General features: G+C 58.8%; 16 protein-coding genes and 1 pseudogene. 14 read left to right on the top strand and 3 right to left on the bottom strand.

The features are described from left to right. From X733_RS1000000170410 to X733_RS137295, 3 genes are all read left to right on the top strand, one after another. Nucleotides 1-245 (top strand): thioesterase family protein (locus tag X733_RS1000000170410; protein ID WP_023820325.1); only part of this gene is annotated, 245 nt, incomplete at its 5' end. 392 nt (nt 246-637) lie between these two features. Next, on the top strand, nt 638-1,336 hold the full coding sequence (locus tag X733_RS137290; RefSeq protein ID WP_031194261.1) for a CoA transferase subunit A: 699 nt from the start codon (nt 638-640) through the stop codon (nt 1,334-1,336). 16 nt (nt 1,337-1,352) lie between these two features. After that, nucleotides 1,353-1,982 carry a 3-oxoacid CoA-transferase subunit B gene (locus tag X733_RS137295; RefSeq protein ID WP_031194259.1) on the top strand — a complete coding sequence of 210 codons (630 nt, stop codon included), beginning with the start codon at nt 1,353-1,355 and terminating at the stop codon, nt 1,980-1,982. Nucleotides 1,983-2,254: 272 nt separating this feature from the next. Here X733_RS137295 and X733_RS137300 read toward each other — a convergent pair whose 3' ends face one another. From X733_RS137300 to X733_RS137310, 3 genes are read right to left on the bottom strand one after another with little or no spacing between them, the layout of a single operon-like run. Continuing rightward, nucleotides 2,255-3,106: an ABC transporter permease gene (locus X733_RS137300; RefSeq protein WP_023820322.1), complete on the bottom strand. Its 852-nt coding sequence runs from the start codon at nt 3,104-3,106 to the stop codon at nt 2,255-2,257. Between the two features lie 38 nt (nt 3,107-3,144). Then, the gene (locus X733_RS137305) at nt 3,145-4,101 is read right to left on the bottom strand and encodes an ABC transporter permease (RefSeq protein WP_023820321.1); all 957 of its coding nucleotides are present in this window, start codon (nt 4,099-4,101) and stop codon (nt 3,145-3,147) included. Between the two features lie 17 nt (nt 4,102-4,118). After that, the gene (locus X733_RS137310; protein WP_023820320.1) at nt 4,119-5,708 is read right to left on the bottom strand and encodes an ABC transporter substrate-binding protein; all 1,590 of its coding nucleotides are present in this window, start codon (nt 5,706-5,708) and stop codon (nt 4,119-4,121) included. Nucleotides 5,709-5,783: 75 nt separating this feature from the next. Between X733_RS137310 and X733_RS137315 the strand changes: the two genes are divergently transcribed. The 11 genes and pseudogenes from X733_RS137315 to X733_RS1000000171150 all read left to right on the top strand — a co-directional run. After that, nucleotides 5,784-6,926 carry a GlxA family transcriptional regulator gene (locus tag X733_RS137315; protein ID WP_245274553.1) on the top strand — a complete coding sequence of 381 codons (1,143 nt, stop codon included), beginning with the start codon at nt 5,784-5,786 and terminating at the stop codon, nt 6,924-6,926. 94 nt (nt 6,927-7,020) lie between these two features. After that, complete coding sequence (locus X733_RS137320) at nt 7,021-8,208, top strand: ring-hydroxylating oxygenase subunit alpha (RefSeq protein WP_245274552.1); 1,188 nt, start codon at nt 7,021-7,023, stop codon at nt 8,206-8,208. A 209-nt stretch (nt 8,209-8,417) separates the two neighbouring features. Continuing rightward, on the top strand, nt 8,418-9,347 hold the full coding sequence (locus X733_RS137325; RefSeq protein ID WP_031194257.1) for a 3-keto-5-aminohexanoate cleavage protein: 930 nt from the start codon (nt 8,418-8,420) through the stop codon (nt 9,345-9,347). A 1-nt stretch (nt 9,348) separates the two neighbouring features. Continuing rightward, the gene (locus X733_RS137330) at nt 9,349-10,770 is read left to right on the top strand and encodes an aminobutyraldehyde dehydrogenase (RefSeq protein ID WP_023820316.1); all 1,422 of its coding nucleotides are present in this window, start codon (nt 9,349-9,351) and stop codon (nt 10,768-10,770) included. A 20-nt stretch (nt 10,771-10,790) separates the two neighbouring features. After that, nucleotides 10,791-11,558, top strand: a complete 768-nt coding sequence (locus tag X733_RS137335) for an SDR family oxidoreductase (protein WP_031194256.1) — start codon at nt 10,791-10,793, stop codon at nt 11,556-11,558. Beyond that, complete coding sequence (locus X733_RS137340) at nt 11,559-12,494, top strand: 3-hydroxyacyl-CoA dehydrogenase NAD-binding domain-containing protein (protein WP_023820314.1); 936 nt, start codon at nt 11,559-11,561, stop codon at nt 12,492-12,494. It begins immediately after the preceding gene. A gap of 12 nt (nt 12,495-12,506) precedes the next feature. Further along, nucleotides 12,507-13,745 (top strand): FAD-dependent oxidoreductase, encoded by a 1,239-nt coding sequence (locus tag X733_RS137345; protein ID WP_031194255.1) that lies wholly within the window; start codon nt 12,507-12,509, stop codon nt 13,743-13,745. Nucleotides 13,746-13,862: 117 nt separating this feature from the next. Further along, a complete protein-coding gene (locus X733_RS137350; protein ID WP_031194254.1) occupies nt 13,863-15,395 on the top strand; it encodes an acyl-CoA carboxylase subunit beta in 1,533 nt (510 codons plus the stop codon). 12 nt (nt 15,396-15,407) lie between these two features. Next, nucleotides 15,408-17,411, top strand: coding sequence for an acetyl/propionyl/methylcrotonyl-CoA carboxylase subunit alpha (locus X733_RS137355; protein WP_031194252.1), 2,004 nt, complete (start codon nt 15,408-15,410; stop codon nt 17,409-17,411). 11 nt (nt 17,412-17,422) lie between these two features. Continuing rightward, the gene (gene scpA, locus X733_RS137360; RefSeq protein WP_023820309.1) at nt 17,423-19,564 is read left to right on the top strand and encodes a methylmalonyl-CoA mutase; all 2,142 of its coding nucleotides are present in this window, start codon (nt 17,423-17,425) and stop codon (nt 19,562-19,564) included. A 330-nt stretch (nt 19,565-19,894) separates the two neighbouring features. After that, a pseudogene (locus X733_RS1000000171150) lies at nt 19,895-20,095 on the top strand (biotin synthase BioB); the annotation flags it as partial. Nucleotides 20,096-20,204 lie beyond the last annotated feature (109 nt).

The following is a 20,204-nucleotide window of genomic DNA, read 5'->3' as shown; positions in this document are numbered from 1 at the left end:
TCCAGCTGCTGGACCACGACGAGAAGCGCATGCGCTTCTACCAAGAGCTTCGCCACGTCGACGGATGGCTGGCGGCAACGTCCGAACAGCTGTCCCTTCATGTCGACATGTCAGGTCCAAGGGTGGTGCCATTTCCTCCCGACATCCTTGCGAACCTGGAACGGGTGCAAGCCGAACATGCGTCGCTGGGTATCCCTGTCCGCGCCGGCAGGACGATCGCGATCAAGAGGAAGGCTGAAGGGTGACGCTCGTTGGTCTGGCGCGAGGGCCGCTGCATTCCAGCGGTGCCCGAGAATATGACGATGCTCAAACCTCTAATAGAGGCCCATGCGGAGCTTCCGGCACACGAATCCAAGGGTGGGCAGAGAAATTGATCCGACCCGCGAAACGGCGGCCGGAACTACTTTGCCTTTCCCGAACCCGCAATTCGGCCGAAAGCCAAGATTCCTTCACGCGCCCGAGGCCCGAGGAGATAGCGAGCGGCGACAACGAGTGACGCCGTGGATCTCGCCTCCAGGCACCTTCAACGCGGTCAACCGGTCTATGCCGCTCGACAGCACTTTAGCTATTAAGTGCACGAGCTGGATCAGCGAAGCGTACCAGATATCAAAGACACCAGAACCGTAGGAGGAGTGAGTTGACTAAAGTATTTAGTGACGCTGGTTCCGCACTGAATGGATTGCTATTTGAGGGCATGTCCATTGCAGCAGGGGGCTTTGGCCTTTGCGGCATTCCGGAGCTCTTGATCGGCGCGATCCGGGACGCCGGTACGACGGGGCTGACGATTGCATCGAACAATTGCGGCGTCGACGATTTCGGTCTCGGTGTGCTGCTGAAGACGAAGCAGATCAAAAAGATGATTTCCTCGTACGTCGGCGAAAATGCCGAGTTCATGCGCCAGTATCTGAGTGGGGAACTGGAACTCGAATTCAATCCTCAGGGGACGTTGGCCGAGCGCATGCGCGCAGGTGGCGCCGGCATCGCCGGCTTTTATACCAAGACCGGCGTGGGCACCCTGGTCGCCGAGGGCAAGGAGCACAAAATCTTCAACGGCGAGAGCTATGTGCTTGAAACCGCCATCATCGCGGACCTGTCGATCGTCAACGCTTGGAAGGCGGACACGTCCGGCAATCTCGTCTTCCGCAAAACAGCACGCAACTTCAACCCGCCAGCCGCCACCTGCGGAAGGGTTTGCGTGGCGGAGGTCGAGGAGATCGTATCTGCCGGAAGCCTCGATCCCGATCAGATCCACTTGCCGGGAATCTATGTGCAGCGCCTTATCCAGGGCGCGCACGAGAAACGCATCGAACAGCGCACGACCCGCGCGGCTGCTTGAGAACAAGGAGAGACGAATGGCGTGGGACAGGAACCAGATGGCCGCACGGGCGGCGCGCGAACTTGAAAACGGCACCTACGTCAATCTGGGAATCGGCATTCCGACGCTGGTCGCTAACCATATCCCCGAGGGTGTTCACGTGACGCTGCAGTCGGAGAACGGCCTGCTCGGCATAGGTCCCTTCCCGACCGAAGACGCGGTCGACGCGGACCTCATCAATGCCGGTAAGCAGACGGTGACGGCACTGCCGCATTCGGCCTTCTTCGACTCGGCGCAAAGCTTCGCAATGATCCGCGGCGGCAAGATCGCCATGGCTATCCTGGGCGCGATGGAAGTTTCGGAGAGCGGTGACCTCGCCAACTGGATGATCCCAGGCAAGCTGGTCAAGGGCATGGGCGGTGCAATGGATCTGGTTGCTGGCGTGAAGCGGGTAGTCGTCGTCATGGACCATACCAACAAGGCAGGGGAGTCGAAGATCCTAAAGACCTGCACACTGCCGCTGACAGGCCAAGGCGTTGTGGATCGGATTGTTACCGATCTCGGCGTACTTGATGTCGTCGACGGTGGGCTGAAGTTGGTGGAACTTGCCGAGGGCGTAACTGACGACGAGATCCGCAACGCAACCGAGGCAACAATCGTGAACTAAGGCAGCGTCTCCGGGTGAAAAGTCGAGCGACACTCCCATACCAGCCCAGATTAGCGCGTGCATCGTGATTGCCACCGCCGAAGTCGTCGCAAGGCCACATTTGGAAAACGTGCGTGCACCTCGACGCATGCCGTCAACAAGGCAGTGTTAGAATGTGAGGCACAGGTCCGTCTCCACTCGAGTTGGGTGTGCCGCGATCCGGAGGATTGCGGTTCACCACGGCGGGCGCTTTCCTATGTCAGCCAGCTTCTGTCCTTTCACGTCCCGGGGGATCAGTCCCTTAGCCCGCTGGCGGAATGCAAGAACCAGTCCACTACCAGATTGACACCTACCGCTAGCACGGCGATCGCAGCGGCCGGTAGAAGGGGTGTAATGTCCCCGTATACGATTAGGGTAGCACTGTCGCGAACCATCGTGCCCCAGTCCGATGTCGGCGGCTGAATGCCGAGACCCAGGAAGGAAAGTGCGCTGATCAGCAGGAACACGAAGCAGAAGCGCAGACCGAACTCGGCAATCAATGTTGGAAGGATGTTAGGCAGGATTTCGCGGCTCATGATCCATATAGGACCTTCACCGCGGAGCCTGGCCGCCTCTACATAGTCCGAGACCACGGCGTTGATTGCGACTGCCCGGGTAAGCCGAAAAACGCGGGTTGAGTCGAGCACAGCGATGATTATTATGAGAGAGGGGATCGACGTTCCGAAAATGGACAAGAGTAAAAGGGCGAAGATCAGCTGCGGTATCGACATCAGGATGTCCACAAACCGCGAAAGTAGCTGATCGGTCCACCCGCCAAAGGTCGCAGCAACAAGGCCTGCCGTGGATCCGATTGAGAACGCCAGCACTGACGTCGTCAATGCTATACCAATCGTGTTCCGGGCACCAAATAGAAGACGTGTGAACATGTCACGGCCCAAGTTATCCGTGCCAAGCCAGAAGTTCGAGCTCCAAGGTTCAAATTGGGAGCCGACGATGTCGGCTTCACCGTATGGCGCTATCTGTGGCGCAAAGATTGCCGCGAGAACGTAAACGACGATCACGGTCATGCCGAACTTCGCGCTGAACGGGGCCGCCGCGAATTTCCTGCCACCTTTGCGCATCATGCCGGGCTGGATTGATGTCATCTGATTTTACTCACAATGCCGCTCGTAGCGGCCGACAATCACTTTGGATGCATGAGCCGAGGGTTCATGATGATCGCTAGGATATCCGCCGTAAGATTAAGCAGGACATATGTTGCGGCAAATATCAGGCTGCAGGCCTGGACAACGGGAATATCCCGCTTCTGAACGGAATCGACGATGAGTTGGCCGAGGCCGGGGTAGACGAACACGACTTCGACTACGACCACCCCCGTGATGAGATACGCCAGGTTCAGGACGATTACCGTGGCGATCGGTGCAAGAGCGTTGGGGAACGCGTGCCGAACCATGACGCGCCATTCGGACATACCCTTCAGCCGGGCGGTCTCGATATACTGATTACCTAGGAGGTTTACGATTGACGTCCGGGTCATCCGCATCATGTGCGCCAGCACGACCACAGCAAGTGTCATCGCGGGAAGAGCGACGGCATTCAGCCTCATCAAGAACGTGGTGGTCGAGTCGACGTCGGACAGGCTGGGCAGTACGCCAGCATGCACTGCAAGAAGAAGGATTAGCATATAGGCAACGAAGAATTCCGGGAATGAGATCGAGGCAAGTGTGACGACGTTGATTGCGCGATCGATGAGCGTGTTGCGGTAGAGTGCTGCGACAATGCCCCCCAGCAATGCGAGGGGGACCGAAATCAACGCAGCACTGAGCGCCAGGAAAAGCGTATTGAACAGCCGCGGAGCAATAAGCTCCCCAATGTCGCGACCACTAGCTAGTGCCGTGCCAAAGTGCCCATGAAGTATACCGCCAAGCCAGCTGATATACCTGAGGTGGACGGGTAGATCGAGACCCAGACTCTTGCGGAAGGCCGCAACGGTTTCAGGCGTAGCCGATTGTCCGAGCATTTCAGTGGCAATGTCGCCGGGGAGGAATTGAATACCGGCAAAAATGATCAGCGACACAATCCAAAGAGTCAGCGCGCCAAGTCCGACGCGCTGACCGATAATCTTAGCAATGGGGGTCATGATAGGCTTTCGACGGATCAAGCTTCAGTGAACCACCAGCGCTCCGTACAACGGAAGCCATCTAGATCCCAGTTGGATGCTATCTTATTGTGACCGATTTTCCTCGACAAGGCACTGACGTAGTTCGCGAAGATCGGCACGATCGTGCCGCCGTCGTTGCTGCAGAGCGTCTGCATTTCTGAATACATCTCCAGCCGCTTGGCATCATCAAGTTCTGACCGTGCGGAGATCAATAATTCATTGAAACGAGGGTTCTTCCAATGACTCTCGTTCCAAGCGGCCTCAGCTGCGTACGCCTGCGAGAACATCCAGTCAGCGGTGGGCCTCCCACCCCAAAATGACTGACAGAACGGTTTTTTAAGCCAGACATTGTCCCAATAGCCGTCACTCGGCTCGCGGACAACATTGATCGTGATGCCGGCTTTGGCTGCATTCTGCTGGTAGATCACTGCGGCATCGACCCCACCCGGGAAGGCGGCATCTGAAGCCGACAGGTTGACTTTAAGGTCAGTAAGACTGGCCTTTTTGAGGTGGAACTTTGCCTTTTCGGGATCGTATGCGCGTTGCGGCAGGTTCTTGTTGAAGAACCGATTTGTGGCCGCGATTGGATGGTCGTTGCCGAGCTGGCCATACCCTCGAAGCAAGGTATCAACAAGCTGCTGGCGATTGATCGCATATTTAAGGGCAAGTCGCACATCCAGATTGTCGAAGGGCGCGCCGTCGCACTGCATGGGCATAGTGTAGTGCTGGGTCCCGCCGATCGACACAATCTCCAGACCTTTATTCCTCTCTAGGAGGTGTACAGTCTTCAGGTCGCAACGTTCCATCGCGTGAATTTGACCAGTTGTCAGCGCGTTTGTACGCGCCGTGGCATCTTGAATCACGAGAAGCTCGATCGAATCAAACCAGGCTGCATTGGTCTTCCAGAAGTTGGCAAACCGTTTGGCGGTGCCTTTGACGCCATAGTCAACGTTCTCAAGCACATAACCGCCGGCTCCGATACCGGAGATATCTGCCTTACCGTCCTTCGCCGGTACAATGGCTAAGTGGTAGTCTTCAAGGAGGTAAGGGAAATCTGCGTTACCGCCCTTCAACGCGATGACAACGGTTCCGGGGCCATCCGCGCGGATATCGTCGATTGTGTCAACTGTGCTCTTGGCCGCTGATTTGGAATCCTTCCCTCGATGATGATTTATAGAGGCGATGACATCGTCCGCCACCAGGCTTTTGCCATTGTGGAATTCGACACCTTGCCGCAACTTGAAGGTCCAGGTCTTGGCATCCTTCGACGCCTCCCAGGATTCAACGAGTTCGCCGGTAAGTTTTCCGTCCGCATCAATTTCCGTGAGATAGCCATGCAGGCTCTTGCCGTACACCTCTGTGAATGCGTTGTTATAAGTGGCTGGATCAAGGGTATCCGATGTGCCACCAGCAGCGACGCCGAGTTTGAAATGCCCTCCCTTCTTAGGGGTTGCTTCCTGCGCGACAGCCGGCAAAATCCGGCTTGACGAAGCGACCGCCAAAGCACCTACGGCAGCTGCGGATTTGAGGATGCTCCTCCGGTTTAACCTCATATCGATGCTCGAACCTTCACCCCATTTGCTCATTGCAGTGCTCCCTTTTTGAGTTTTTTGTGCAGGCAGTTACTCAGCTCGAGATCTGGGCGATGTCAGCAAGGCTACGTGGACCTGGTAGCCAAATTTCGTGTCGCGACTTGCGAAACCCATCCCGATCTCCTTGAAGTGTTGCACAATCCCGACAGCCAATTTAACATTACCGGACGGCAATTTGCTTTTTTTGGACAAATCTCGACGTGCGGATGGTCAATGAAAATTCTCCTTCTCGTGATGCCGAACTTCAACTTGGCGGCGACGATGGCGTTCGTGGACCCATTCCGGGCGGCGAATTACCTCGAAGGCTTGACCCGTTTTCGGTGGGTCGTGGCGTCCCAAGGAGGAGGGTCGTGTCTCGCAAGCAATGGGATCGCCGTTCAGACCGAAAAGCTGAATGAAGTCCAGGAGGATGTATTCGAAATCGTCGTGGTTTCAGCGAGTTGGACGCCAGAGACTGCAAGCACTCCTCACCTCCTCGCTTTGCTTCGGAAATGGGCTCGAAGTGGTTGCATCATGGGAGGGCTCGACACAGGGGCCTTTATCCTTGCCGATGCGGGGTTGCTGAGCGGGAGGCGTGCCACCGTGCATTACGAGCACATCGATTCCTTCAAGGAACTTTACCCAGATGTCGAAGTCTCGGAAGACATATTCATTCATGACGGCAAACGTTTCACCTGCAGCGGCGGGATCGCCTCATCCGATATTGCCCTGCATCTCATTCGGGCAAGCGCAGGGGACGCTTTGGCGAATGCTGCCGCAAGATACATCTTCCACCCCATGCTGAGGCCGGCCGGTACGTCCCAAAACCCGGTCGGTGCAGAGCCCTTGGGAAGAACGACCCCCAAGGTTGTTAGGCATGTCATTTCGCTCATGGAGCTCCATCTCGAGCAGACGCTCTTCATCCCGGAGCTTTGCGCCAAGGCAGATGTTTCGCAAAGGCAGCTCGACCGGCTCTTCAAGCAATATGTCGGCAAGACGCCTGCACTCTACTATCGCGACATACGTTTGGATCGAGCCCGCGGCCTCATCACCCAGACAGACATGCTCATGTCAGAGATCGCCATCGCATCAGGTTTTTCAAGCCAGGTGCATTTCAGCCGCGCCTATCGTGAGCGGTTTGGACTGTCGCCGCGATCGGACCGAGTCGAAGGGCGTATTCCGTTCGAGTTCAGGGCGTGGCCGATGCACCGCAAGGCCCAGGACATCGTATAGTCGCGCGGCCAAGCTGACGTCTGTCGAAAAATGCTAAACCCGTGACGAACGGCGCATAGATTGTTGTCGGCGGCGGTCCCAAGCTTGAACTCTGTTGCCGGCCACGCTGTCCGCGAAAACAAAAGGTGATCCGATGACCCTGCGCCCTTCCCAAAACGATTTTGCCTCAATAAGGGAGGGGTACTCCCCTAATCCGTCCGCCTCGCTATCTCTCAAAAGCGACGCCTACACCGATCCACGCTGGCATGACGTCGATGTGAGCGCGATCCTTGCCAAGACTTGGCAATGGGTTTGTCATGTCGAGAAGGTCAGGAATCCCGGCGACTACCTTGCCGTCGAGATTGCCGGGCAGCCGGTGGCTGTCGTGAGAGACCGCGAGGGTGTTCTGCGAGCTTTCTACAACGTATGCAAACACCGTGCTCACGCCCTCTTGTCCGGTGAAGGCAATTCAAACAAGATCATGTGCCCCTACCATGCCTGGACCTACCGTCTTGACGGCCAGCTGGTCCGCGCACCCCATACTGAAACCCTCGAGAACTTCCAGACCAAGGACATCTGTCTGGATCAGGTCCAGGTCGAGGAATTTTGCGGCTTTATCTACGTCAACCTCGATCCGTCCGCTCCCTCCCTCAAATCACAGACAGGGGATTTGGAAACGGAGATCCGTCACTGGGCTCCCGACATCGACAAGCTCACCTTCGCCCACCGGTTAACTTACGACATCAAATCGAACTGGAAGAACATCGTCGACAATTTCCTTGAATGCTACCACTGCCCCACTGCACATAAGGACTTCTGTTCGCTCGTCGACATGGATACCTACAAGGTGACTACCCACGGCATCTATTCCAGCCACATGGCCGATGCCGGCAAGTCGGCCAATACTGCTTACGATACGTCCAATGCCACGGTGCGGACGCACGCGGTCTGGTGGCTGTGGCCCAATACCTGCCTGATGCGCTATCCGGGCCGGTCTTCAGTGATCGTGCTGAGCATTATACCCGCTGGCCCGGACCGCACATTCGAAACCTACGACTTTTTCTTGGAAAGTAAGCAGCCGGACGACACCGAGCTGCAGACAATCAAGTATCTCGACGAGGTGCTTCAAGCTGAGGATATCGGCTTGGTCGAAAGTGTGCAGAAGGGCATGAGCACGCCGGCCTTTACGCAAGGCCGCATCGTGAATGATCCCGATGGGTCCGGGCAGTCCGAGCACGCCGTTCACCATTTTCACGGCCTGGTCCTCGACGCTTATGCACGGGCTGCCTCCCAGGGGATTTGACATGCCGCGGGCCGCGCCTGCGCACTTTTTCGCGATGCTCCGCAATAAGTGGTGGGCGGCAACCTGTAGGTCAAGTGGTCAGCCGAGCATTCGCACCTGTCGCCAAACTATTGAAGTATTTCGCGTGAGATGAGACCCGCCGTGCGCGGACAGTTGTGGACACTTGACGGTGGGCCGTGAGCCCAAGTCCAGCAGATGAGATTGTGAAAATGGCTAAACCAGTAATCATTACCTGCGCCCCGACCGGCGGAATCCATACGCCGACAATGTCGGAATACCTGCCGATAACGCCGACAGAAATCGCGCAGGCCAGCATTGAAGCTGCCGAAGCAGGCGCTGCTATTATCCATCTGCATGCCCGCAATCCAGAAACGGGCAAGCCGGATGCCAGGCCGGAACTGTTTCAGGAATTCTTGCCCCGCATCAAGCAATCCTGTGACGCAGTCCTCAATATCACGACGGGCGGCGGCCTCGGTATGACCCGCGAGGAGCGCCTTCAGGCCGCTTTGAGAACCAGCCCAGAGATGGCCTCGATGAATATGGGTTCCATGAATTTCGGCATCTTTCCGATGCTCGACAAGTACAAGGACTGGAAACACGCTTGGGAACCCGAGTTCCTGGCCATGACCAAAGACTTCATCTTCCGTAATACGTTCGGCGACATCGAATATTCGCTGCGTGAGCTCGGGGACGGGCATGGTACCCGCTTCGAATTCGAGTGCTACGATCTGGGCCACCTCTACAACCTCGCTTGGGTCGTCGACCAAGGCTGGGTCAAGCCGCCCTTCTTTGTCCAGATGGTATTCGGGATCCTGGGAGGCGTGGGCGCCGATCTCGACAATCTGGTCCACATGCACACCATCGCCGAAAAGCTGTTTGGTGACGACTACGAGTGGTCTGTGCTGGCGGCCGGCCGCCATCAGATTCCGTTCACGACCCAGGCCGCCTTGCTCGGCGGCAATCTGCGCGTCGGAATGGAGGACAGTCTCTACATTGGCCCCGGCCAGAAAGCCAAGTCGAGTGCGGAACAGGTCCGGAAAATTCGCTCGATCGTTGAAAATCTGGGGCGCACCGTCGCCACCCCGGAAGAGGTCCGCAAGCGGTTGCACCTGAAGGGTGCGGACCAGGTTGCGTTCTAGCATGTCGACCAGGCTTCTTATCAATGGCGAACTGGTTGAGGGCGATAGCGAGAGCCATGCGATCGTAGATCCAGCAACGGCACTGGTGATCTCGCAGGTCCGGGAGTCGAGTTTTGAACAGATTGATGCAGCTGTGCGAGCGGCAGCCGAGGCCTTCGAGCATTATTCTCTGACTTCGCCCGCGCATCGATCAAGCCTTCTCCTGAGCATAGCCGATCTCATCGAGGCAAACGGCCAGCAGTTGGCCGAACTGGAAAGCCTGGACGTCGGGAAGCCTTGGCCGTCGGCCTACAATGACGAGTTGCCCCTCATCGTTGACACCTTTCGCTTTTTTGCAGGTGCCATTCGCACGATGACCGGAGCGGCGGCGGGCGAATATGTTCCGGGCCACACGAGCATGATCCGGCGGGACCCTTTGGGGCCAGTGGCGGCGATCACCCCTTGGAACTATCCACTGATGATGGCGGCTTGGAAGATTGCCGCGGCGTTGGGGGCGGGTTGCACCGTCGTCATCAAACCTTCGGAAATCACCCCGCTTTCCACCTTGGATCTGGCTGAGCTCTTGGCGTCGGTCCTGCCCAAAGGCGTTCTCAACGTCATTCATGGTCGAGGCGCCACGGTTGGAGACCGGCTGATCCATGCCGCCGAGATCGAGGTGATCGCCATCACAGGATCGCCTGCGACCGGCATGGCCGCCATGCATGCCGCAGCGCAGACACTCAAACATGTTCACCTTGAACTGGGTGGAAAAGCCCCGGTCATGGTGTTCGACGACGCTGACAGTGCAACTGTCGCGAAAACGCTTCGAGGGGCCAGCTTTTTCAACGCGGGACAGGATTGCGCCCAACCCTGCCGGGTTCTGGCCCATCACAGCATCTATGACGCCCTCGTTGCCGCTATCGCCTCGGAGGTCGCGGAGATTAGGGTCGGAGCGCAGAAGACCCCGGGTACGGAAATGGGGCCGCTTGTATCGGCCGCACACCGGGATCGGGTCGCCGGGTTTGTGGAACGCGCACGGGGAACAGCCGAGATCGTGCTTGGCGGCGCCGTGGGCGATGGACCCGGCTATTTTTACAAGCCTACGGTGATCGCCAACGTCGACAACGATGCTGAGATCGCTCAGAGCGAAGTCTTTGGACCGGTCGTCACACTATCCAGATTTTCAGACGTCTCGGATGCCATACGGACAGCAAATGCGGGACGCTACGGACTGGCGTCATCAGTTTGGACGCGTGACGTCGGAACGGCCATGTCGGTAACAAAACGCCTCCGCTTCGGCTTCACTTGGGTCAACGCGCACGGTGTGGCGACGCCCGAGATGCCATGGGCTGCCATGAGGGGGTCCGGCACCGGCAGCGACATGTCTGTCTACGCCCTTAATGCATATACAGCCGTTCGCCACGTCATGATCTCACATACATGAGCCAACCGAGGGCAAGTAAGGTGGCAAACAAAACCGGATTGGAGGGCAAGGTGGCCATCGTGACAGGAGGCGGACGGGGAATTGGCCGCGCCATCGTCGATCGCCTGCTTGCCGATGGCGCGAGCGTAGTGACCTGCGGCCGGGGTAGCCGGCCTCAAGACCTGTCAAACTCCGTTGTCTGGGTCCAGGCTGACATTGTCGACAGGAACCACGCGGCGGCGGTGGTTAGGGCGGCAGGCGAGAACTTCGGCAGCGCGGCCATTCTGGTCAACAATGCCGGGGTTCAGCTTGAAAAAACCGTCATTGAGACGACCGATGACGACTGGGACCTGGTGGTCGGCACCAACTGCAAGGGTACCTTCAACATGTGCCGCGAAGTATTGCCGCAAATGTCGGAACACAGAGGCAGCATCGTCAATATAGGATCTATTTCCGGCAACGTTTCGGATCCCCGGATGGCCGTCTACAATGCCTCGAAGGCATTCGTGCACGGCTTGACCCGTTCCATTGCCGTCGATCACGGGCCTCGGGTACGCTGCAACGCCGTAAGCCCCGGCTGGATCAGGACCGGGATGGCGTCAGAAGGCTTTGCATTGGCCCGCGATCCCGAGCGAGCCGAGGCAGATGCGGTCGCCAGGCATGCGGTCGCCAGACTCGGCGAGCCAGAAGATATTGCCAATGCCGTGGCCTGGTTGGTTTCCAACCAGGCCACGTTTGTGACCGGCCAATGTTTCATCATCGATGGCGGGCTCACCGTAGCATCTCCCTTGCAACCTGGATTATTTTAAATGTCTGATCTCAAGCACACGGCAGTACTTGGTGCGGGCGTCATTGGCGCGAGCTGGACGGCGCTGTTCCTGGCTTCGGGCTACAGCGTCTCCGTTTTTGACGTTTCAAACTCCGCTGAAACCCAAGTGAGGAAGTATGTCGAGAATGCCTGGCCCGTGCTGACAGACCTCGGCCTCGCCAAGAACGGCAATCCAGACCGGCTCAGTTTTCATAAGTCGGCGACCAAGGCTGTCGATGGCGCCCAGTTCATCCAGGAAAGCGTTCCGGAGAGGCTTCCGATCAAGCATGAGCTCTACGCCACTATCGAGCCTGCGACAGCGCCCGAAGCCGTCGTGGCGACATCCGCTTCGGGGCTGACCCTCAGCGAAATGCAAGCCGGGTGGAAGGACCCTTCTCGTTTCGTCCTTGGGCATCCCTTCAATCCTCCGCACCTGATTCCTTTGGTGGAGGTGATGGGCAATGAGCGGACGGGGCACGGCGTCATTGAAACAGTCGAGCGCTTCTATGCCAGCGCCGGCAAGGTCACTATCCGCGTCAACCGCGAAGTGCCCGGCCACGTGGCTAATCGCCTGCAGGCCGCCGTGTGGCGCGAGGCAATTCATCTCGTAAAGACAGGCGTGGCAAGCGTTGAAGACGTCGACAAGGCGATGTGGGCCGGACCGGGCCTCCGTTGGGCCGCCATGGGTCCAACAATGCTGTTCCATCTCGGTGCGGGGGAAGGTGGTTTAGCCGCATTTTGCGAGCGCTATACGGACAGCTTCAACCGCTGGTGGGACGATCTTGGGGTCCTTCATCTGGACCCGGAGCTTGCAAAGCAACTGGTTTCTGGCATCGCGAAAGCAGCTGACGGCCAGACCCCTGCAGATTTGTCAGCGCATCGCGACGGCCTCATCACCGCAATGCTGAAGGCGATAGCGCCCCTGCGCGCCAACTGAATGGACTTTGGCATGACCAACGAGACGATCGATAAGAACGGCCCAGTCGTCGTCGTTGGAGCCGGACAGGCAGGGTTTTCCGTCTGTGCGAAGTTGCGGGACCTTGGGCATGTCGGGCCGATCACGTTGGTCGGCAACGAGGCCCAGCCGCCGTATCAGCGTCCGCCGCTCTCCAAAGGGTATCTGCTGGGCGATATCACTGAAGAACGGTTGTTCCTAAGGCCGCTCGCCTTCTACGAGCAGAAAGCGATTCAGCTTCGTCTCGGAGCCCAGGTTGAAGCGATCGACAGACAGCGCCGGAGCGTATTGCTGAGCGACCGGTCCGTTCTGCCCTACAGCCATCTCGTTCTTGCGACCGGGTCTCGGCCTCGGGTCTTGGATCAGGAACAGGGCGGAGACCTTGAAGGCGTCTACTATGTCAGGTCCATCGCGGACACCAAGAAAATGGCGCCCGAGTTCAAGGCGGGGCGCCATGTCCTGGTTGTCGGTGGCGGGTATATCGGCCTCGAAGCCGCTGCCGTCTCATCAAAGCTGGGACTAAGGGTCACGCTGATCGAAAGCGCGCCGCGGATCTTGCAGCGCGTGGCCTCGGTTCAAACGGCATCATTCTTTCAACAGCTCCACCGAAGCCACGGTGTGGAGATTTGCGAGGGCGTCGAGTTGGCGATGCTGACCGGCCGCGATGGCCGGGTGACGCAGGCTCACATGAAAGACGGGCGCGCGTTCGACGTGGATTTCGTAATCGTTGGCATCGGGATTCACCCAAATGTCGAATTGGCCCAGGCGGCCGGATTGGAAATCGACAACGGTATCAAGGTTGACGCCCAATGCTGGACCTCTGATCCAACCATTTTAGCCGCCGGCGATTGCGCCTCATTCCCCTGGAAGGGACGGCGCATACGACTGGAAAGCGTTGGGAACAGCATCGATCAGGGCGAGGCCGTCGCAAAAACGATCACGCTGGCTTCTGAATGCTATACCGCAAAGCCTTGGTTTTGGTCGGATCAGTTCGACATCAAGTTACAGATCGTTGGATTGGCCGCGGGGCACGATTCCGCAGTCATGAGAAAGATCTCTGAAACCGCCCTATCCATCTGGCACTATCGGGGCGACGAACTTCTGGCAGTCGACGCCATCAACCAACCTGCCGTGTTCATGGTGTCTAAGCGCCTAATTGAAGCCGGGAGGTCGCCCGATCCCAAGGCGGTCAGCGATATGAGTATCGACCTCAAATCGCTCCTCGGTACCTGATCAACCGCCCGGCACTTTAGCCCATCACGTAGGTCGCAACATGAACGTACCCCAGACGCTCTCAATCGGGCTGATTCTCGCAGGCCGGAACATGCCTGAAGCGATGATTAGTCGCTGATGCGAGCCGTTCTCGAACAACTCGAGGTCCGTCGTGCGCAGGCTCGCATGGGCGGAGGGCAGAAGCGTGTCGATGCTCAACACGCGAAAGGCAAGCTGAACGCCCGAGAACGCCTAGTGGTGCTTCTCGATGAAGGCTCCTTCGAAGAATACGACATGTATGTCACGCATCGTGCGACGGACTTCGGCATGGCTGAACAGAAGGTCGCCGGCGATGGCGTGGTCACAGGCTGGGGTACGATCAACGGCCGGCTTGTTTACGTCTTCTCACAGGACTTCACGGTGCTTGGCGGATCACTGTCGGAGACACACGCCCAGAAGATTTGCAAGATCATGGACATGGCGGTGCGCAACGGGGCGCCGGTCATTGGCCTCAACGATTCCGGCGGCGCGCGCATCCAGGAGGGTGTTGCTTCGCTTGCCGGCTACGCCGACGTATTCAAGCGCAATGTCGATGCTTCCGGCGTCATTCCGCAGATTTCGGTGATCATGGGCCCATGCGCCGGAGGTGCGGTCTATTCGCCGGCCATGACCGACTTTATCTTCATGGTCCGGGACTCCTCCTATATGTTCGTGACCGGTCCCGATGTGGTCAAGACGGTCACGAACGAGATCGTGACCGCGGAGGAACTAGGGGGCGCTGCAACACACACGCAAAAATCCTCTGTTGCGGATGGGGCTTTCGAAAACGATATCGAGGCTTTGGAAGAGGTGCGGCGCCTCTTTGATTTCCTGCCCCTGAACAATCGGCAAAAGCCGCCGGTGCGGCCCTTCCATGACGATCCCGAGCGGATCGAGTTGCGCCTCGACACGCTGGCGCCGGAGAGCGCCAACAAGCCCTACGACATGAAGGAATTGATCCTCGCCATCGCCGATGAAGGCGACTTCTTCGAGCTTCAGGCTGCCTTCGCCCGCAACATCATCACCGGATTTGTTCGCATCGAGGGTAGGACGGTAGGGGTGGTGGCTAACCAGCCCATGGTGCTGGCCGGATGCCTCGACATCGATTCCTCCCGCAAGGCGGCTCGTTTCGTTCGCTTCTGCGACGCCTTCGACATCCCGATCCTGACGCTCGTCGACGTGCCGGGTTTCCTGCCGGGCACTGCCCAGGAATATGGCGGCGTCATCAAGCACGGCGCCAAGCTGCTGTTTGCCTATTCCCAGGCCAGCGTACCGATGGTCACGTTGATCACCCGCAAGGCTTATGGCGGGGCTTACGACGTGATGGCGTCGAAACATATCGGCGCCGACATAAACTACGCCTGGCCGACCGCTGAAATCGCGGTGATGGGCGCAAAGGGCGCGGCCGAGATCCTCTACCGGTCCGAGCTCGGCGATCCCGAGAGGCTGGCGGCTCGCACCAGGGAGTACGAGGAGCGTTTCGCCAACCCCTTCATTGCCGCCGAGCGCGGCTTCATCGACGAGGTGATCATGCCACATTCTTCACGCAAGCGGATCGCGCGTGCCTTTGCCGCGCTGCGGGGAAAAAGTGTCGAGACGCGCTGGAAGAAGCACGACACGATCCCGCTTTGAAGTATGCAAAAAATGTTCAAGAAGATCCTGATTGCCAATCGTGGCGAGATCGCATGCCGGGTGATCAAGACGGCGCAGAGGCTCGGCATTGCAACCGTCGCAGTCTACTCCGACGCTGACCGCGACGCCTTGCACGTCCGGCAGGCTGATGAAGCGGTCCACATCGGTCCCGCGGCCTCGGCCCAGTCCTATCTTCGCATTGCAAACATCCTCGATGCCGTCACCGCCACGGGCGCTGATGCGGTCCATCCGGGCTATGGTTTCCTGTCCGAGAACTCGAACTTCGCCGAGGCGCTCAAAGCCGTTGGCGTGGCCTTCATAGGCCCCTCGCCCGTGGCCATCGAGGCGATGGGCGACAAAATCACCTCGAAAAAGATCGCGGCATCGGCCGGTGTTTCTACTGTGCCCGGCCATATGGGGCTGATCGAGGACGCGGACGAAGCGGTGCGTATCGCCGGCGGGATCGGCTTTCCGGTTATGATCAAGGCATCCGCCGGCGGCGGCGGCAAGGGCATGCGCATTGCCTGGAACGACGTCGAGGCGCGCGAAGGTTTTCAGTCCTCGCGAAACGAGGCGAAGAACGCCTTTGGCGACGACCGGATCTTCATCGAGAAATTCGTGACCGAGCCACGTCACATCGAAATCCAGGTGCTCGGCGATCAGTACGGCAACATCGTCTACCTCGGCGAACGGGAATGCTCGATCCAGCGCCGCAACCAGAAGATCATCGAGGAGGCGCCATCACCGTTCCTCGACGAAGCAACGCGACATGCGATGGGAAAGCAGGCCATCGCTCTTGCCAAGGCGGTCGGCTACCACTCGGCAGGTACCGTTGAATTCATCGTCGATCGCGAGCGTAACTTCTACTTCCTCGAGATGAACACCCGGCTTCAGGTCGAGCATCCGGTCACCGAACTGGTAACCGGCATCGATCTGGTCGAGGAAATGATCCGCATCGCCGCCGGCCAAAAGCTGCGCTTTGCCCAGGACGACGTGAAGCTGAACGGCTGGGCGATCGAAAGCCGGCTCTACGCCGAAGACCCGTATCGCAATTTCCTGCCCTCGATCGGTCGCCTAACACGCTACCGGCCGCCCACTGAGGGTGCACGTGCCTCCGGTTCCCTCGTCCGCAACGATACCGGTGTGGTCGAGGGCTCGGACATCTCGACGCACTATGATCCTATGATCGCCAAGCTCTGCACCTGGGCGCCCAATCGGCTGGGCGCAATCAACGCTATGGCTGCTGCGCTGGATGATTTCGAAGTCGAAGGTATCGGCAATAACCTGCCGTTTCTCGCCGCTGTAATGGACCATCCCCGTTTTCGTGAGGGGCGGCTAAGCACAGCCTTCATCGCTGAGGAGTTTCCGGACGGCTTCGCAGGTGTGTCCCCGACCGATGGGGACGAGCGCAAGCTTGCGGCGGTTGCGGCACACATCAACTGGAAGCTCCAGCACCGCAATGTCCAGATCTCCGGGGCCATGGACAATCATCGTCGCAAAATACCTGGCGATTGGATGGTCGCGCTTGGCAACCATGCCTTTACGGTCGCCGTCGGCGATGAGAAAGACGCAACCGCGGTGTCATTCGATGACGGCTCGGTTCTGAGCGTTGCAAGCGACTGGCTGCCGGGACGGCATATCGCGCACTTCCAAATTGGCACTGAGACCTCGTCGATCAAGACGTCGCGATCAGCAACTGGCTACCGACTGCGCTGGCGCGGAATGGATGTTGTCGCCCATGTGCGCAGCCCAGCTATCGCCGAGCTCGCGCGACTAATGCCGAAGAAGAAGCCGCCGGACACCTCCAGGCTGCTGCTTTGCCCGATGCCCGGTGTGGTCACCGCGATTGCCGTGTCCGAAGGAGAGTCGGTCGAGGCTGGCCAGATTCTTGCAACGGTGGAAGCGATGAAAATGGAGAACGTGCTGCGCGCCGAACGCAAGGGCACGGTGAAGCACATCGTCGCGACTGCCGGCATGAACATGGCTGTCGATGAACTGATCATGGAATTTGATTAAAGGTAGGACAAATGGCCAACCGCGCAGCCTACGGGGACTGGCGAAAACTCGCCGAGCACGAAATCAAGGCGTCGCCCGACAGCTTGGTCTGGAATACGCCGGAAGGCATTGCGGTCAAATCGCTCTACACCGAGGCCGATCTGGATATGGCCGGCCACCTAGGTACGCTGCCCGGGATAAACCCGTTTCTGCGCGGGCCGCGGGCAACCATGTATGCCGGGCGTCCGTGGACCATCCGGCAGTATGCCGGCTTCTCGACGGCGGAGGAGTCGAACGCTTTCTACCGCAAGGCGCTTGCGGCGGGCCAGCAGGGCGTGTCAGTCGCCTTCGATCTAGCCACGCATCGCGGTTATGACAGCGATCATCCGCGCGTCGTCGGCGACGTCGGCAAGGCTGGCGTAGCAATCGATTCCGTGGAGGACATGAAGGTCCTGTTCGAGGGCATACCGCTCAAGGACATTTCCGTCTCCATGACCATGAATGGTGCGGTCATCCCGATCCTTGCCTGCTTCATCGTCGCCGGCGAGGAACAAGGCTGCTCGAGCGGCGAGCTCTCCGGGACCATCCAGAACGACATCTTGAAAGAGTTCATGGTCCGCAACACCTACATCTACCCGCCCGAACCCTCGATGCGCATCGTCGCCGAAATCATCGAGTACACCGCAAAGGAGATGCCTAAGTTCAACTCGATCTCCATTTCCGGCTATCACATGCAGGAGGCGGGCGCGACGCTGGTACAGGAACTCGCCTTCACCCTGGCCGATGGGCGCGAATATGTCCGCGCGGCATTGAAAAAGGGCCTCGACGTCGACCATTTTGCGGGACGGCTCTCGTTCTTCTTTGCCGTCGGGATGAATTTCTTCATGGAGGCCGCCAAGCTGCGGGCAGCGCGACTTCTGTGGGCGCGTATCATGGAAGAGTTCGAACCGAAGAAGCCTTCATCGCTGATGCTCCGCACGCACTGCCAGACATCCGGCGTGTCTTTGCAGGAGCAGGATCCCTACAACAACATCGTGCGGACCGCCTATGAGGCGCTCGCTGCGGTTCTCGGTGGCACGCAGTCACTTCACACCAACTCCTTCGATGAGGCGATCGCACTGCCGACCGAATTTTCGGCGCGCATTGCGCGCAACACGCAGCTCATCCTCCAGCACGAGACCGGCGTGACCAAGGTCGTCGACCCGCTGGCCGGCTCCTATTACGTCGAAAGCCTGACCGCCGAGCTTGCCGACAAGGCGTGGGCGCTCATCGAGGAAATCGAGGCCATCGGCGGCATGACCAAGGCCGTCATTGAGGGCCTGCCAAAACGCCTGATAGAGACGGCGGCGACCCGCCGCCAGGCGGCGATTGATCTCGGCGAAGAGGTGATCGTCGGCGTCAACAAGTACCGGCTGGAGACCGAGGCCGCGATCGATGCCCTTGAGATCGACAATGCGGCGGTCCGAGAGGCGCAGATCCGCCGTCTCGAACAAACAAAGCGTCAGCGCGACCCCAAGCGCGTCGACGCAGCCCTTGCTGCACTTGGTCAGACCGCGGCCAGCAGCAAGGGCAATATACTCCAAGCAGCCGTCGAAGCGGCGCGCGCTCGCGCGACGGTAGGGGAGATTTCCGAGGCTCTGCGCCGAGCCTTCGGCGATCACGTGGCTGTCCCTGAAGTGATCTCGGAAGTTTACGGCGCCGCCTTCCAGAATGAGCCGGAATATCAAACCCTGACGTCCCGCATCAGGGACGTTTCCGTCTCGCTCGGCGGCGGGCCGAAGCTGATGGTGGCCAAGCTCGGCCAGGATGGCCACGACCGCGGCGCCAAAGTGATCGCATCGGCGTTCGGCGATTTGGGGTTCGATGTGGTTGCCGGCCCGCTCTTCCAAACGCCGGAGGAGGCAGCAATCATGGCAGTGGCCTCTGAAGTCCATGTCATTGGAGCGTCTTCGCTCGCGGCCGGACACAAGACTCTGTTGCCGCAGCTCGTCGAGGCACTGAAAGCAAAGGGCGCCGAAAACATCATCGTTGTGTGCGGTGGGGTGGTCCCACGCCACGATTATCAGTTCCTGATGGACCATGGGGTGGCCGCTGTGTTCGGCCCTGGAACCCACATCTTGGATGCCGCGCGTGCGGTTGTCGATCTCCTTGAAGGAAGGCGTCGCAATCAATAAAGGGTCTTGCCAATAAGGACTTCGGTAATCCGGCGAAGCGCCCTTTCTCGGAAATTGATGCCGTAGTGGTCCGTAATGATCCCCAAAATTGCCCCCGGCGGACGGCCTCTGGCTGCAGCAACCTACCCAATAGCTGCCGAACACGCAGACCGGCATCGAAGTAGCGGCGGCGCTCTCTGATCACCCGGGGCGCCATGAAATGCGGCATCGGCTCGCGACGCCGAGTTAGGGATGGACCGAGCAGAATGCCGTAGGGACGGCCTACTCCCGCATGAGGGAAGGAACCAATAGTAGTGAGGGAACCACAATGAGCTTCGAAAACGACAGCAGCTGTGGACGCAAACGGCAGCCCGGACGCTTCATGATGCACCCTTCAACGATCTCCTCTTCCTCGCGCAAACCGTTCACCGCGAGAATTTCGATCCCAACAAAGTCCAGCTCAGCCGCCTTCTCAGCATGAAGACCGGCGGATGCCCGGAGGATTGCGGCTATTGCAGCCAGTCGGCACATCACGAAACCGGCCTGAAGGCGGCCACTTCAACACGGTCTACCGGCTCTCGACACCTCGCCAGCCATCCGTCGACGTGGCGAAGCTCTTGGTAGAAGCGCATGCGCTTCTCGTCGTGGTCCAGCAGCTGGA

The sequence above is a fragment of the Mesorhizobium sp. L2C066B000 genome, assembly GCF_000502335.1.
Classification (GTDB): domain Bacteria; phylum Pseudomonadota; class Alphaproteobacteria; order Rhizobiales; family Rhizobiaceae; genus Mesorhizobium.
Note: the sequence above shows the minus strand (reverse complement) of the source record. Positions and strands in the feature narration are given on the sequence as shown.